This window comes from Streptomyces sp. CC228A, from assembly GCF_021390935.1.
Lineage (GTDB): Bacteria > Actinomycetota > Actinomycetes > Streptomycetales > Streptomycetaceae > Streptomyces.
Genome location: NZ_JAJPUI010000003.1, coordinates 325,842 through 340,631, shown reverse-complemented (window position 1 = coordinate 340,631; position 14,790 = coordinate 325,842). Strand labels below are relative to the sequence as shown.

General features: G+C 73.0%; 10 protein-coding genes, 2 tRNA genes and 1 pseudogene. 10 read left to right on the top strand and 3 right to left on the bottom strand.

What is annotated here, in order from left to right; genetic code table 11:
- The first annotated feature begins 10 nt into the window (after window positions 1-10).
- The 6 genes from nadD (at window position 11) to L6E17_RS11420 (ending at window position 4,442) form a co-directional block, all read left to right on the top strand.
- Window positions 11-631, top strand: a complete 621-nt coding sequence (gene nadD / locus L6E17_RS11445) for a nicotinate-nucleotide adenylyltransferase (protein ID WP_071267339.1) — start codon at window positions 11-13, stop codon at window positions 629-631.
- Window positions 632-650: 19 nt separating this feature from the next.
- A complete protein-coding gene (locus L6E17_RS11440) occupies window positions 651-2,474 on the top strand; it encodes an LCP family protein (protein WP_236240657.1) in 1,824 nt (607 codons plus the stop codon).
- Between the two features lie 101 nt (window positions 2,475-2,575).
- On the top strand, window positions 2,576-3,022 hold the full coding sequence (gene rsfS, locus L6E17_RS11435) for a ribosome silencing factor (protein ID WP_236240892.1): 447 nt from the start codon (window positions 2,576-2,578) through the stop codon (window positions 3,020-3,022).
- Complete coding sequence (locus L6E17_RS11430; RefSeq protein WP_236240891.1) at window positions 3,019-3,672, top strand: histidine phosphatase family protein; 654 nt, start codon at window positions 3,019-3,021, stop codon at window positions 3,670-3,672. Before rsfS ends, L6E17_RS11430 begins: the two co-directional genes overlap by 4 nt.
- 150 nt (window positions 3,673-3,822) lie before the next feature.
- Window positions 3,823-3,895: transfer RNA gene (locus L6E17_RS11425), tRNA-Ala, on the top strand.
- Window positions 3,896-4,208: 313 nt separating this feature from the next.
- A complete protein-coding gene (locus tag L6E17_RS11420) occupies window positions 4,209-4,442 on the top strand; it encodes a hypothetical protein (RefSeq protein WP_030494108.1) in 234 nt (77 codons plus the stop codon).
- Here the strand turns inward: L6E17_RS11420 and L6E17_RS11415 are convergent.
- Entirely contained in the window at window positions 4,421-5,755 is a 1,335-nt protein-coding gene (locus L6E17_RS11415) for a glycosyltransferase 87 family protein (RefSeq protein ID WP_236240890.1), read from the bottom strand. The genes L6E17_RS11420 and L6E17_RS11415 overlap by 22 nt on opposite strands.
- Before the next feature lie 153 nt (window positions 5,756-5,908).
- Between L6E17_RS11415 and L6E17_RS11410 the strand changes: the two genes are divergently transcribed.
- Window positions 5,909-5,981, top strand: a tRNA-Ala gene (locus L6E17_RS11410).
- 56 nt (window positions 5,982-6,037) lie between these two features.
- Here L6E17_RS11410 and L6E17_RS11405 read toward each other — a convergent pair.
- Together L6E17_RS11405 and L6E17_RS11400 are read right to left on the bottom strand one after the other, a co-directional pair.
- Window positions 6,038-7,632 (bottom strand): annotated as a pseudogene (locus tag L6E17_RS11405) (NADH-ubiquinone oxidoreductase-F iron-sulfur binding region domain-containing protein).
- A complete protein-coding gene (locus L6E17_RS11400; protein WP_236240656.1) occupies window positions 7,629-9,089 on the bottom strand; it encodes a hypothetical protein in 1,461 nt (486 codons plus the stop codon). The pseudogene L6E17_RS11405 and the gene L6E17_RS11400 overlap by 4 nt, the downstream one beginning before the upstream one ends.
- A 428-nt stretch (window positions 9,090-9,517) precedes the next feature.
- On the opposite strand from L6E17_RS11400, the gene leuS reads away from it, so the two are divergent.
- The 3 genes from leuS to L6E17_RS11385 all read left to right on the top strand — a co-directional run bounded on the left by leuS (window position 9,518) and on the right by L6E17_RS11385 (window position 14,328).
- A complete protein-coding gene (leuS, locus tag L6E17_RS11395; RefSeq protein WP_236240655.1) occupies window positions 9,518-12,385 on the top strand; it encodes a leucine--tRNA ligase in 2,868 nt (955 codons plus the stop codon).
- Between the two features lie 146 nt (window positions 12,386-12,531).
- Entirely contained in the window at window positions 12,532-13,383 is an 852-nt protein-coding gene (locus L6E17_RS11390; protein WP_236240654.1) for a hypothetical protein, read from the top strand.
- Window positions 13,384-13,482: 99 nt separating this feature from the next.
- Window positions 13,483-14,328: a DegV family protein gene (locus L6E17_RS11385; RefSeq protein ID WP_236240653.1), complete on the top strand. Its 846-nt coding sequence runs from the start codon at window positions 13,483-13,485 to the stop codon at window positions 14,326-14,328.
- Window positions 14,329-14,790 lie beyond the last annotated feature (462 nt).

The following is a 14,790-nucleotide window of genomic DNA, read 5'->3' as shown; positions in this document are numbered from 1 at the left end:
CTCTGCACGCATGGGAGAGCAGCAAGTGCCGCGGAGCTCCGGCAAACGCCGACTCGGCGTGATGGGCGGGACGTTCGACCCGATCCACCACGGACACCTGGTGGCCGCCAGCGAGGTGGCCGCCTTGTTCCATCTGGACGAGGTCGTGTTCGTACCGACCGGGCAGCCGTGGCAGAAGTCCCACAAGACCGTCTCGCCCGCGGAGGACCGCTATCTGATGACGGTCATCGCCACGGCGTCGAACCCGCAGTTCTCGGTCAGCCGCCTCGACGTCGACCGGGCGGGCCCGACGTACACGATCGACACGCTGCGCGAGCTGCGTGCGCTCAACCCCGACACCGACCTGTTCTTCATCACCGGCGCCGACGCGCTGTCCCAGATCATGCCGGGCTGGCGCAACGCCGAGGAGCTGTTCTCCCTGGCGCACTTCATCGGGGTCACCCGGCCGGGCCATGACCTGTCGGACGACGGCCTGCCCAAGGGCGGAGTGTCCCTCGTGGAAGTGCCCGCGCTGGCGATCTCGTCTTCCGACTGCCGCGCGAGGGTCGCACACGGCGACCCCGTCTGGTATCTGGTGCCGGACGGTGTGGTCCGCTACATCGCGAAGCGCCAGTTGTACCGCGGCGAGTGAGCCACGGAGAGGGGCACCGGTGAACGACCACCAGCACAACCCGTACGACCCGTACTACACGCCGCAGCCGCAGATCATCGGCTACGACGAGTACGGGCAGCCGGTGTACCAGCACGCCGAGGCGCAGCAGCAGCCCTACGGCGATCCGTACGCGGGGCAGCAGTACCCTCCCCAGCCCCCGCAGCAGGACTACGGCCAGTCCTACGACCCGTACGGCCACACCGCCCACCAGCAGCAGCCCTATGCCCCCGGCCAGGAGGACTACGGCTACGGTGGGTACGCCGCCGGCTACGGGACGCAGACCTGGCAGGACCAGCAGTCGGTGCCTCTCCAGTCCCAGCAGCCGCAGGGACTTCAGCCCCAGGGACTTCAGCAGCCCCAAGCGCCTCATCTCCCCCAGCAGCCCCAGCAGCCCCAGCAGCCCCAGCAGGCCCCCCAGCCCCAGCAGGCCCCCCAGGCCCACGAGGCCCCCCGCACCCAGCAGGCCGCGCCCGCGGCGGCCGCACCGGAACCGCACAGGTCTGCCCCCGCCGCACCGGACGCGCCTGCCCGTGCGGGCGGCAAGGCCGCCGGGGACGACGCCGACTACCGCACGGAGCAGTTCTCCTTCGTCGAGGAGCCGGACGAGGACTCCGAGGACGTCATCGACTGGCTGAAGTTCACCGAGAGCCGCTCGGAGCGCCGCGAGGAGGCCAAGCGCAGGGGCCGCAACCGCGTCGTGGCGCTCGCCGTGGTCCTCGCCCTCGCGTTGGTCGGCGGGGCCGGCTACCTCTGGAGCGCCGGCCTGCTGCCCGGCTTCTCCAAGGACGAGGACCGCAAGGGCGGCGGCAACGCGACCGGGCCGCAGAAGCGGGACGTGATCGTGCTGCACCTGCACGACACCAAGGACCAGGCCACCTCCACCGCGCTGCTGGTCAGCAACGAGACCACCCGGCAGGGCACCACCGTCCTGCTGCCCAACGCCCTCGCCGTGGGCAACGACGACGGAACCAGCACCACGCTCGCCAAGTCCGTCGAGGACGACGGCTCCTCCGGCACGCGCGAGGCCGTCGGAACACTGCTCGGCACGAAGATCACCGGCACCTGGCGCCTGGACACGCCGTACCTGGAGAACCTCGTCGAGCTGGTCGGCGGCATCGACCTCACCACCGACACCGAGATCCCCGCCGAGAAGGAGGGGGAGCCCCCGCTGGTCGCGAAGGGCGAGAACCAGACCCTGGGCGGGCGCGCGGCCGTGGCGTACGCCACCCACCGCGGCTCCGGGGAGTCCGAGGTGCAGCAGCTCCAGCGGTTCGGCCAGGTCGTGCACGGAATCCTGCGCAAGATGTCGGACGACCCGCAGAGCGCGACCATGACGGTCCAGTCGCTTGCGCAGATCCTGGACCCGTCCCTGCCCGAGAAGGACCTCGGCGCCTCACTGGCCAAGCTGGCCGAATACGCCAAGGCCGGCGACCACAAGACCGCGCTGCTCCCCGTCCAGGGAGACGGGCGGCTCAGCGAGGACGACAGCCGCAGCGTCGTGCGGGACATCCTCGGCGGCTCCGTCAAGGCACCCGAGCAGGGCTCCGCGGTCCGCGTCGCCGTCCGCAACGCCACCGGGAAGGCCGACACGACGGAAGCGGCCCGCATCGTCCTGGTCAACGGCGGATACGCCGTCATCGACAGCGGCACGGCCGACAGGGCGGGCTCGTCCCAGGTCCTCTACCGCGACGACGCGGGCAAGCCGATGGCCGAGGAGGTCGCCAAGACCCTCGGCCTGCCCGCCGGCGCGGTGGAGAAGGGCGAGGCGTCGGCGAACGCGGACGTCACCGTGGTCCTGGGCGGCGACTACAAGGGCCGGTAGGAGGCAGGGCCGGCAGGCGGAGGGCAGCGTCACGGTGTGCGGTGCCTCCGGCGCCACATGAGACCCTTGAAGTGTCCTTGACCGACGACGAAAGCCTGCCTGTGACCGCCACCGACCGATCCATCGCGCTTGTGAACGCCGCCGCGCAGGCGGCCGCCGACCGGCTCGCCCACGACATCATCGCCTACGACGTCAGCGACGTGCTGTCGATCACCGACGCCTTCCTCCTGGCCTCCGCGCCCAACGACCGCCAGGTCAAGTCGATCGTCGACGAGATCGAGGAGCGGCTCCTGAAGGAGCTCGGCGCCAAGCCCGTCCGCCGCGAGGGCGACCGCGAGGCCCGCTGGGTGCTGCTGGACTACGTGGACATCGTGGTCCACGTGCAGCACAGCGAGGAGCGGGTCTTCTACGCCCTGGAGCGGCTGTGGAAGGACTGCCCCGAGCTGGAGCTCCCCGAGGACGCCGTGCGCACCCGGGGCAAGGCCGCCGAGCACGCCCGGCTCACCGGCGCGGACGGCTCCGGCCCGGACGGCGGTGAGCTGAGCTGAGCGCCGCCAGGGGCGGCCGGGGCCGCCGTATCGTCCTCTGGCGCCACGGCCAGACCTCGTGGAACCTGGAGCGCCGTTTCCAGGGGAGCACGGACATCGAGCTCACCGAGACCGGTGTCGCGCAGGCCCGCCGGGCCGCCCGGCTGCTGGCCGCCCTCAAGCCGGACGCGATCATCGCCTCGGACCTGCGGCGCGCCGCGGCGACCGCCGCGGAACTCGCGGCGCTCACCGGGCTGCAGGTGAGCCACGACTCCGCGCTCCGGGAGACGTACGCCGGGGTGTGGCAGGGACTCACCCACGAGGAGATCCTCGAACGGCACGGCGACGAGTACCGGGCGTGGAAGCGCGGCGAACCGGTCCGGCGCGGCGGCGGCGAGCTGGAGACCGAGGTCGCCGACAGGGCCGCCCCCGTGGTGCTGGCGCACGCCGAGAAGCTGACCGCTGACGGCACCCTCGTCGTGGTCAGCCACGGCGGCACGATCCGCACCACCATCGGCCGGCTGATCGACCTGGAACCCCGCAGCTGGGAGAGCTTGGGCGGCCTGTCGAACTGCTGCTGGTCCGTCCTCGGCGAGGGCGCCCGCGGCTGGCGGCTGCTGGAGCACAACGCCGGCACGCTGCCCGAGCCGGTCCTCGGCGACGACGACTGAGCGCCGCCAGGGGCGGCCGACCCCTGGCGGCCGCCCGTGCCTCAGCCGGAACGGCGTGCCGCGGCGGCGCCGACCGGGCCGGATTTCCCTTCCGGGCGGGGGACAGGCTAAAGTTCTTCTTGTTCGCAGCGCGGAGCGCGAAGAACGCAAGGGGCTATAGCTCAGTTGGTAGAGCGCTTGCATGGCATGCAAGAGGTCAGGAGTTCAATTCTCCTTAGCTCCACAGTCAAGGATCCCGTCCCCGCAGGGGGCGGGATTTCTGCTGTGCGGTCCCGCGTGATGCCCGACGCCGCTCCCGCCCCCACCGTGCCGTGGCACAATCGGACCGCCGGAGGGGCGACGGACCGGACGGGAGGGAGTGTGCGCGCCATGGCCGCCAGCAGAAGCGAGGAACCCGCTGTCCCGCTTGCGGCCCGTCGGCGGCAGACCGGCCTCGCCTGCCCGGAGTGCGGATCCTCACATGTCGCCCAGATGCTCGGTGACAACGGCGGCGTGTCCTATGTGTGCCGTCCTGCGGCCACAGCTGGAGCTGAGTGATGGGTGCACACAGGAGGAAGTGCGACTGGTGCGGCAGCGGGACGCCGATCGTCCGCGACATGGACCCGGTGAACCCCGACTACCAGTACTGGTGCGAGGAATGCGCGCGGGCGCTGATCATAAAAGGCGACCCCATCGAGACGTACCGCGAGCTTGAGGGAGAGCCCATCTACGGGCGGCTCCTCGACGAGCACTGCACCCTCAAGAGGTTCTACTCCTTCGCGACCGCCTGAGGCCCGCCCGGGACTGCGTGCGGCACGCTCCCGACGGACCGAGGACTACCCGCATCCGCGTGCGGCCCGTTCGCGCCTCCGGGGCGGCGCCCCCGCCGCCTCGCAGCGAGAGCCGCCAACAGGCCGGTGCCCAGCAGCGTGTAGAGCGCCGACAGCAGCATCTGCCCCGGCGTCTGGTGCAGTTCCAGCCGTACGGGAGCCGGGGCGTGCGGCACCCACCACAGCGCGTTCGACGCGAAGACCAGCGCCGCCGCCACCGCCCACACGGGGCGGGCCCGGACCGCCAGCAGCACCAGCATCGGCACGCACCACACCCAGTGGTGCGACCATGAGATCGGACTGACCAGCAGCCCCGTGGTGGCGCACGCCACCACCGCCACCGGCCGGTCCCCGCGCAGTGCCGCCCGCACCGCCACGGCCAGGCCGAGCACCGCCACCGGAACCGCCGCGGCGATCCACCACACCCCCGGGTCCGTGGTGTGCAGCAGCCGCGCGACCACCCCGCTCAGCGACTGGTTCGCCGTCTCCTCCGTGCGGCCCACCCGGCTCGTCTCGAAGATCATCTCGGTCCAGAAGCGGCGCGAGTCGTACGGCAGGACGAGATGCGAGGCCACCGTCACCACCAGGAACGCCCCCGTCGCCCGCACCGCCTGCCGCAGCCACGGGTTCCACCACTCCGCTCGGCCCCCGCCACGCGCGCGTGCCACCCCCGCGAGGACCAGGAACGCCACGAACAGGCCCGGTGTCAGCTTGACCGCGGTGGCCAGCCCGATGCCCACCCCGGCCCACCGGCTCCCCTCCCGGCGCGTGAGGTCCCACAACACGGCCACCGTGATGAGCAGGTTGATCTGCCCGTACCGGAAGGTCTGCCACACCGGCTCGCACCACACCACGACCGCCGCGAGCAACAGCGCGGCCCCCGGGCGGGCGGCCAGGGCCGCCACCCGGCCGCCCCGACCCGGCGGTCCCGACCGGACCAGGCGCAGCGACAGATGCGCCAGGGCCACCAGCAGCAGCAGGTTTCCCAGCGCGGCCAGCACCTGCATCTCCGGCACCCCGACCAGCGTCAGAGGCGTGAACAGCAGCGCCGCGAACGGCGGATACGTCGTCGGCAGGTTCGCCGACGTGGCGCGCATGGCGTACAGGTCGCCGCCGGCCAGCACGGTCTCGGCCTCGGCCCGGTAGACGGACAGGTCGAGCAGGTTGACGTGGGCGGCGCGCTGCGCCACCCAGAAGCCGGCGAAAGAGAGCAGGCAGGCCGCCGCGGCGGCCCACGGCACGCCCCTCAGACGGGTCTGCGCGGTCGCGGTCAGGGTCACGACAGCCGACGCTACCCGCCCCCGATCCCGCCCCCGCGCGGTGGTCGGACAATCGATTTGGAGATTCCCCGGAGGACCCCGTAATGTTCTCTGTGTCGCCGCGAGGGCGCCCGGAGTGAGGGAAACCAAGCGGGCGGCACACCGCAAGGGGCTATAGCTCAGTTGGTAGAGCGCTTGCATGGCATGCAAGAGGTCAGGAGTTCAATTCTCCTTAGCTCCACAGGGAAGGAAGCGGGCCATCCGATCGGATGGCCCGCTTCGTCGTCGTACGGGCCGTCAACTCCTTCCCGGCCCCAGAGCCTTACGGCTCGCCGCAGGCAGCGCCGGCCGCTCCACGGGCCGCGGACCACCGCCGCCCGCCGTCTGCTCAAGCCGCAGCGCCAGGGCCGGGCACCGCCGCACGGCCCGCTGGGCGCGCCCCCGCAGATGCGTCGGCACCGACGTGTCCGCGAGGACCGGGAAACCGTCGGCGCCCATGCGGACCAGCTCGGGTGCGATGTCCGCGCACAGCCCGTGGCCCTGGCACAGCGTCCAGTCCACGGCCAGCCGCTCCCCGGTCGGGATGGACTCCTCGGCCTCCTCGTAGCCCGGCGAGGGCAGCGGCAGCACGCCCGTCGTCGGACGCCCGCAGCCCCCGTCCAGGACGTGCGCCGCCAGATCGTCCGTGAACGCCGAGAGCGACGACGAGAAGAAGCGCGCGGAGCCGTCCGGATGCTTGCACGCCCCCCGGCCCTTCACGGCCCCCACGACCTCCCGCAGCGCCTCCAGCGCGGCCGGGCCGCCGCCGTTCAGCACGTCCGACAGCCCGCCCGCGGCCGCGGGCAGCCCCAGCCGGCACGGACCGCACTGCCCGGCCGTCTCCGCGGCCAGCCAGTTCGCCACCCGCAGCGCCTCCCCCAGGGGGCACGTCTCCGGGCCGATCGGCAGGATCGCGCCCGCGCCCAGCGAACCGCCCACCGCCGCCAGGGAGGCCTTCGACACGACAGCCTCGTGCACGGCCGCCGCATCGATCCAGTTGCCGTGGTAGCCGCCGGTCAGCACGCCCTGCGGCAGCGGCGGGGCGCCCGCCAGCTGCAGCACGTACCGCAGCGGCACCCCCGTGGGCACCTCCACCACCATGGGGCGGGCCACCGCACCGGACAGCGTCAGCAGCACCGTGCCGGGCTCGCCGTCCACACCGGCGTTCGCGTACCGGTGCGGGCCGATCCGGGCGGCCACCGCGAGCTGCGCGAACGTCTCCGCGTTCGACAGCAGCGTCGGAGCCCCGCCCACGCCGGACTCCGACGCCCGCTCCCGCCGCCCCGGCGGCAGCGCCGCCCCCCTCCGACGGCGCGGATCACCGCCGACGCCTCACCGGACACCATGCGCTCCGGCGTACGCACCACACGCGCGCGCAGCGGCTGCCCCCGCCGGTCGGACAAGCCGCGCTCGGCGAGCGCGGCCCGCACGGAGATCTCCGTCGAATTGCGGGTCACCGCCACCACCAGGGTGCGCGCGCCCAGCGCCTCCGCAGCCAGCAGGGCACCGTCCAGGATCAGGTGCGGGGCGCGGTTCAGCAGCACGGTGTCCTTGCGGCAGGCGGGTTCCCCCTCGCTGCCGTTGACCACGACGACGGGCCGCACCCCGCGGCGGATCGCCGCCTCCGCCACCGCACGCAGCTTGCGCGCGAACGGGAAGCCCGCGCCGCCCCGCCCGCGCAGGGAGACCTCCTCGGCCAGAGCCGCCAGCCGCTCCCCGGCGATCGGCTCCAGCGGGCCGTGCACCTTCAGATGCATCGGCAGATCCAGGCGCTCCACCAGGTCGAAGCCCTGGGTGAGCTGGGGGAGGCCGACGACGCGGACTTCGGGGACGTCGGGCAGCGGGGCGTTCACGGGCGGTCTCCTGCGGGTGCGGTCCACGGCTCGCCGGCGGCCGGGCGGAAGGCGGGACCGGACGAGGGCCCGGCGGCCGGCTCGCTAAACTGGTACGTGCCGGAGGGTCCGGTTTGCTCATCGGCCGGGAAGAACGCACCGTGCGGCTCCCCCTGCGGGGGCGGTGCGTACGCGCGCGGAGCGGGTGACGGAGTCGGCGGCGGCGGAGACGGAGTGGGCCAGAAACCGGGACGCACCGAAGGCTCCTCCTCGACGACGGGGAGCTCCTCCGTCATGGGGACGCGCTCGGCGAACGGGATCCTCTGGGTCGGGTCCGCCGCCCCGGGACGCACGCCGGACGGCCCCGATCCGCCCGCCGATGCCGTCCCGTCCGCGCCGGCTCTGTAGGGCACGGAGCCGTCCGGCGGCCCGGAGCCCGCCCCCAGGGACACCGCCCGGTACCCGGCCGAGATACCCCCGCCGGGGCCGCGCTCGCCGCGCAGCGGCGGCTCGCTGCCGGGCCGGTACGCGTCGGCTGCGGCGCCGTAGTCCCGCGCCCCGGTCCCGTACGCGCCGTAGTCCGGTGCGGACAGCGGCGCGTCGCCCTGTCGGGCACCCGCTCCCTGCCGGCCCGGTTCCGGCTCGTACGGGTGAGGGCGCGGCGCCTCGGCCCCGAACGAGGCGCCCAGGGCCGTGGCACCCGGCAGCGGTGCCGTCGCCGGGTCGCGCCGGCCGCGACCGCGCCCCCGTGCGCGCACCGGCGCCTGAGCACCCTCCGGGGCGGGACCGACGAGCATGAGCACCCGGTCGGCCAGCCGCTCCTGCAGCGGCGCGGGCAGGAACCGCACGGACACCGCCGCCGCGACGGCCAGCAGCGCCAGGCAGTACAGCGCCGTCACCCATCCGGCGGCGGGGCGGCCCGCGTACAGGCCGTGGATTAGCGCCGCGCACCACGCCGGGTACGCGAGCATGTGCAGCGGCCGCCAGCGGGCCGCGATGGCGCCCCGGCCGGCCAGGGTGCTGCGCAGGGCCCCGGTCGCCGCGACCACCACCATCAGCAGGCCCGCGAGCGAGCCGAACCCGATGAGGCCGGCCGTGCCGGTGACGCCCAGGCCGAAGGGTATGAGGGCGCCCACGAGTTCCACGTGGCCGAGCGACACCTTCACGGTGCCGTGCAGCAGCAGGAACCCGAGGGACGCCACGGCGGTGCCGCGGTGGATGCCCTGGGCCAGGAGCCGCTGCCGGGGGGTGAGGAGCAGCCGGTCGGTGGCGACGATCGCCCAGGCGACGGACGCGGTCAGCGACACGAGCGCCAGCACGCCCGTGCCGAAGTCGAGGAACTCGCGGAAGCCGTCGCTTCCGCCGAGGACCAGCAGGGGGAGGAGGACCACGGCGGCCGCGTACAACCCGCCCTGGACCGGCCGGCTCAGCCCCTGCTTCTCGGCGGGCGACGTGCGTGTCTTGCGATGAGGGGTCATGGGCGACTCCGAATGGTGCGGATGGGGTCCCGTTCGCGCATGCTAGGGCGACGCATACCAGTGAGTACGGTGTTTGCGCGTTTACCGTTGAGATCGGCCGCCAACTGACTCGGAGGTTGCCCGGGAACGCGCCGATACGCCGAGTAAGCGGTACCGCCCGCGTAGTGCGACCGTCACGCCACTGCGCGTGTCCGACCCTCGGGGCACTCCGATGCGGCCGGGAGGGGCCCTGCGGTACCCTGACGCCATGCGTGCCGTACGCCTTCTGCTTAGCGAGCCGCGCTGATCAGTGCCGACGGGTGAAGAAACCCGGTCGGAATCGGCGCGGCGTCCCCTCCTGTGCGAGGGGCTTTTTCATTTCGCCGCGCTGGGGAATTCCGCGCGGCAGCGGCAGCCAGGCAGAGACGATCGATGGAGCTTCAGAGGACATGACCGAGACGAATTCGGCTGCCGAGACGGCGGCCCCGCATCGTTATACGGCGGCCATGGCGGCCGACATCGAGGCACGCTGGCAGGACTTCTGGGACGCGGAGGGCACGTACGCCGCCCCCAACCCGAGCGGCGACCTGGCAGGCGACCCGGCCGTCGTGGCGCAGCCCAAGAAGTTCATCATGGACATGTTCCCGTACCCGTCGGGTGCGGGCCTGCACGTCGGCCACCCCCTGGGCTACATCGCCACCGACGTGTACGCCCGCCACCAGCGCATGACCGGGCACAACGTCCTGCACACCCTGGGATTCGACGCGTTCGGCCTGCCCGCCGAGCAGTACGCGGTGCAGACCGGCACCCACCCCCGGGTGTCGACCGAGGCGAACATCGCGAACATGAAGGCCCAGCTGCGCCGCCTGGGCCTGGGCCACGACAAGCGGCGGTCGTTCGCCACGATCGACCCCGACTACTACAAGTGGACCCAGTGGATCTTCCTGCAGATCTTCGACTCCTGGTACGACGAGGAGGCGCAGAAGGCGCGGCCCATCGCCGACCTGGTCGCCCGGTTCGAGAGCGGTGAGCGGCCCGTACCCGGCACCACGCGCGCGTGGAGCGAGCTGACCGCCGCCGAGCGCGCCGACGTCCTGAGCGGCTTCCGCCTGGCGTACGCCTCCGACGCGCCCGTCAACTGGTGCCCCGGCCTGGGAACCGTCCTGGCCAACGAGGAGGTCACCGCCGACGGCCGCTCCGAGCGGGGCAACTTCCCCGTGTTCAAGGCGAAGCTGCGCCAGTGGAACATGCGCATCACCGCCTACGCCGACCGGCTGCTGGACGACCTGGACGCACTGGACTGGCCCGAGGCCATCAAGCTGCAGCAGCGGAACTGGATCGGCCGCTCCGAGGGCGCCCGCCTGGACTTCGCCGTCGGCGACGAGGCGATCACGGTCTTCACCACCCGCCCCGACACGCTGTTCGGCGCCACCTACATGGTCCTGGCGCCCGAGCACGAGCTGGTCGACACGATCGTCCCCGAAGCCTGGCCGGCGGGCACCAAGCCGCTGTGGACCGGCGGGCACGCCACCCCCGCGCTGGCCGTCGACGCCTACCGCAAGCAGGCCGCCGCCAAGTCCGACGTCGAGCGGCAGGCCGACGCCAAGGAGAAGACCGGCGTCTTCACAGGTGCATACGCCACCAACCCGGTCAGCGGCGAGCAGGTGCCCGTCTTCATCGCCGACTACGTCCTGATGGGCTACGGCACCGGCGCCATCATGGCCGTCCCCGCCCACGACACCCGCGACTTCGCCTTCGCGCGCGCCTTCGAGCTGCCGATGCGCTGCGTCGTCCAGCCGACCGACGGCCGCGGCACCGACCCGGCCGCCTGGGACGACGCCTTCGACTCGTACGACGCGGTGATCGTCAACTCGACCGGCGACGGGCTGTCCCTGGACGGGCTGGGCGTCGTCGAGGCCAAGACCAAGATCACGGAGTGGCTGGAGGCCCGCGGCACCGGCGAGGGCACCGTCAACTTCCGGCTGCGCGACTGGCTGTTCAGCCGGCAGCGCTACTGGGGCGAGCCCTTCCCGATCGTGTACGACGAGGACGGCGTTGCCCACCCGCTGCCCGAGTCGATGCTGCCGCTGGAACTGCCCGAGGTCGACGACTACGCGCCGCGCACCTTCGACCCGGACGACGCCGACACCCAGCCCGAGACCCCGCTGTCCCGCAACAGCGAGTGGGTCCACGTCACCCTGGACCTGGGCGACGGCCCCAAGCAGTACCGCCGCGAGACCAACACCATGCCCAACTGGGCCGGGTCCTGCTGGTACGAGCTGCGCTACCTGGACCCCCGCAACAGCGACAAGCTGGTCGACCCGGACATCGAGCAGTACTGGATGGGCCCCCGGGAGGGCATGCCGCACGGCGGCGTCGACCTGTACGTGGGCGGCGCCGAGCACGCCGTACTGCATCTGCTGTACGCCCGGTTCTGGTCCAAGGTCCTGTACGACCTGGGCCACGTCTCGTCCGCCGAGCCGTTCCACAAGCTGTTCAACCAGGGCATGATCCAGGCGTACGTCTACCGCGACGCCCGCGGCATCGCCGTGCCGGCCGCCGAGGTCGAGGAGCGCGACGGCGCGTTCTGGTACCAGGGCGAGAAGGTCAGCCGCGTCCTGGGCAAGATGGGCAAGTCCCTGAAGAACGCCGTCACCCCCGACGAGATCTGCGCCGAGTACGGCGCCGACACGCTGCGCCTGTACGAGATGGCCATGGGCCCCCTGGACGTGTCCCGCCCCTGGGACACGCGCGCGGTCGTCGGCCAGTTCCGGCTGCTGCAGCGGCTGTGGCGCAACATCGTCGACGAGGCGACCGGCGAGGTCACCGTCACGGACGCCGAGCCCGACGAGGACACCCTGCGGGCCCTGCACAAGGCCGTCGACGGCGTCACCCAGGACATGGCCGGGATGCGCTTCAACACGGCCATCGCCAAGATCACCGAGCTGAACAACCACCTGACCAAGGCGAACCGCCCCGTGGCCCGCTCGGTCGCCGAGCCTCTGGTCCTGCTGGTCGCGCCGCTGGCCCCGCACATCGCCGAGGAGCTGTGGCGCAAGCTGGGCCACACGGACTCCGTCGTCCACCAGGACTTCCCCGTCGCCGACCCGGCGTACGTCGTCGACGACACCGTGACCTGCGTCGTGCAGATCAAGGGCAAGGTCAAGGCGCGCCTGGAGGTCCCGCCGGCCATCAGCGACGCCGACCTGGAGGCGCAGGCCCTGGCCGAGCCCACCGTGGTCAGCGCGCTGGGCGGCGCCGGCATCCGCAAGGTCATCGTCCGGGCGCCGAAGCTGGTCAACATCGTCCCGGCGTAGCACCCCAAGGCCCCTACGGGCCGACCGGGAACCCGGCGCGGCCTCGTGCCGGGTTCTCCCCTACGGGCAGGTTGGGGGTTCCGAGGGAACCGCCAACCTGCCCGTTCCGTTTACGGTGGAGAGAACAACGACATCGAGGGGACCCCATGGAAGCCGCGATCACCGCGATCACGATCCTGGCGCTGCTCATCGTCGCCCTGGTCGCCCTCGGTGTGTACGCCACGGTGAAGCTGGTCCGCGCGACCAAGCGGGGCGTCGACCGCACCATCGACCAGGCGCGGCGTGCCGTCGAGGACACCACCCTGCGGGCGAAGAGCCTCGGCCAGGCCGGTGTCGCGGGGGAGCTCGCGCAGCTGCGGCTTTCCCTGCGCACGTCGATGCGGGCCACCCAGGACGCGCTGCAGGCCGGAGCGGTGGAGGACGCGTCGCTGAAGGAGTCGCTGGACGTGTTCCACCGGCTCAGCGCCCACGGCCGCGAACTCGACGACGAGCTGCGGCGCATGGAGCAGGATCCGGACCGCGCCCGGGTCGCCGCATGCCTGGAGGAGCTCAAGGAGCGCACCCGCAAGGTCACCGAGTCGGCGGACGCGCTGCGCTGGGCCGCCCGCGACCGCGCCCGGCGGTTCGCGCAGGAGGACCTGGACGCGCTGAGCCGGCAGATCGAGATGGAGGCCGGCGCCCTGCGCCACTGGACGGAGTCCGCGCCGCCGACCGCCGCCCCCGGCACGTCGACGGGCCCCGCGCAGCCGCCGGCCGGCCGGGACCTGTCGGGGGCGCCCTGGCCGCAGGCGTCGGCGGACACGGCGTCCGACCAGGTCTGGCCCGCCGACGCGGAGCATGACCGCACGGTCGTGGATGCGCCGCGGGGCGAGGAGCGGCCCCCCGCGGACGGACAGCGCGAACCCGGCGGCGAACGACCGGCGATCACCGCCCGTGACCCCCGTCTCGACCTCGGATACCCGTGGGAGAAGTCGCCGCGGCGCGAGACGTCCACCTGATCGCGGACCGCCCCGGCCGCTCCCCGGGAAGGGGCGCGGCACGGCTGCGGCACCGGCCCGGGCTGCCCTCGGACGCCGCCTGCCGGTAACCTCCCGCTCATGTCCCGCCATGTCGCGATCGTCACCGATTCCACGGCCTACCTGCCGCCGCAGGCGATGGAGCGGCACGGTATCACCGCGGTCCCGCTGACCGTCGTCCTCGGCGACCGCGCACTCGAAGAGGGCACCGAGATCTCCGCCCGCTCCCTCGCCGAGGCGCTGCGCAAGCGGCGGCCCGTCACCACCTCGCGTCCGAGCCCCGAGACGTTCGCCTCCCACTACCGGGCCGTCGCCGCCTCGGGGGCCACCGCGATCGTCTCCCTGCACCTCTCCGCCGAGCTGTCCGGCACCTACGAGGCCGCGCTGCTCGCCGCCCGGCAGGCACCCGTGCCCGTCCGCGTCGTGGACACCGGGATGGTCGCGATGGCGCTGGGATTCTGCGCGCTGGCCGCGGCCGAGGCGGTCCAGGCCGGCGCCACACCGGACGAGGCCGTCGCCGCCGCGGAGAAACGAGCCGCCGGGACGTCCGCGTACTTCTACGTCGACACGCTGGACTACCTGCGCAGGGGCGGCCGCATCGGGGCTGCGCGCGCGCTGCTCGGCTCCGCCCTGTCGGTGAAGCCGCTGCTGGAGCTCGCCGGCGGCCGGATCGAACCGAAGGAGAAGGTGCGGACCGCCTCGAAGGCCATCGCACGGCTTGAGGAGATCGCCGTGGAGCGCGCGGGCGCCGCGCCCGTCGACATCGCGGTGCACCACCTCGCCGCCGACGAGCGGGCTGACGCGCTCGCCGAGCGGCTGCGCGAGCGTGTGCCGGGGTTGACGGACCTTCACGTCAGCGAGGTCGGCGCGGTCATCGGCGCTCACACGGGGCCCGGTCTGCTCGGCGTTGTCGTGTCGCAGCGCTGACCGGGGCCGGGACCCGCCCCCCATGGGTGGGGGACATCGGCTGCTTCCCTCCTGTGGGTGACCTGGTTATCCACAACTGCGGGGTTTTCCACGGAAATACGGTTCACTCAGCGCGTTCGGGCAGATACGCCTACCGTGCTGTGTCATGACGACTCCATCACCCTCCGTAACGGACGCGGGAGTGGCGACGCCCCGCACCTCGGTCCAACCCGGCACCTCGGTCCCATCCCGCACCTCGGTCCAACCCCGCACCTCGGTCCAACCCGGCACCTCGGTCCCATCCCGCACCTCGGTCCAACCCCGCACCTCGCTCCAGCCCGGCACCTCGGCCCGACCCCGTTCCCTCGCGGCGACCAGCGGCCCGGGGCGGGCCCGGGGCAGCGACGGCCGCGCACGCGGCCGCCACCGGGCTCCCGCCCGCGGGCTCGGCCTTGGGGCACGCGCCGCGGCCCGGAACCCTGG

Coding starts and splice junctions, on each gene's coding strand:
- nadD (WP_071267339.1), top strand. CDS start 11: ATGGGAGAGCAGCAAGTGCCGCGGAGCTCCGGCAAACGCCGACTCGGC.
- L6E17_RS11420 (WP_030494108.1), top strand. CDS start 4,209: ATGGGTGCACACAGGAGGAAGTGCGACTGGTGCGGCAGCGGGACGCCG.
- L6E17_RS11400 (WP_236240656.1), bottom strand. CDS start 9,089: ATGACCCCTCATCGCAAGACACGCACGTCGCCCGCCGAGAAGCAGGGG.
- leuS (WP_236240655.1), top strand. CDS start 9,518: ATGACCGAGACGAATTCGGCTGCCGAGACGGCGGCCCCGCATCGTTAT.
- L6E17_RS11390 (WP_236240654.1), top strand. CDS start 12,532: ATGGAAGCCGCGATCACCGCGATCACGATCCTGGCGCTGCTCATCGTC.
- L6E17_RS11385 (WP_236240653.1), top strand. CDS start 13,483: ATGTCCCGCCATGTCGCGATCGTCACCGATTCCACGGCCTACCTGCCG.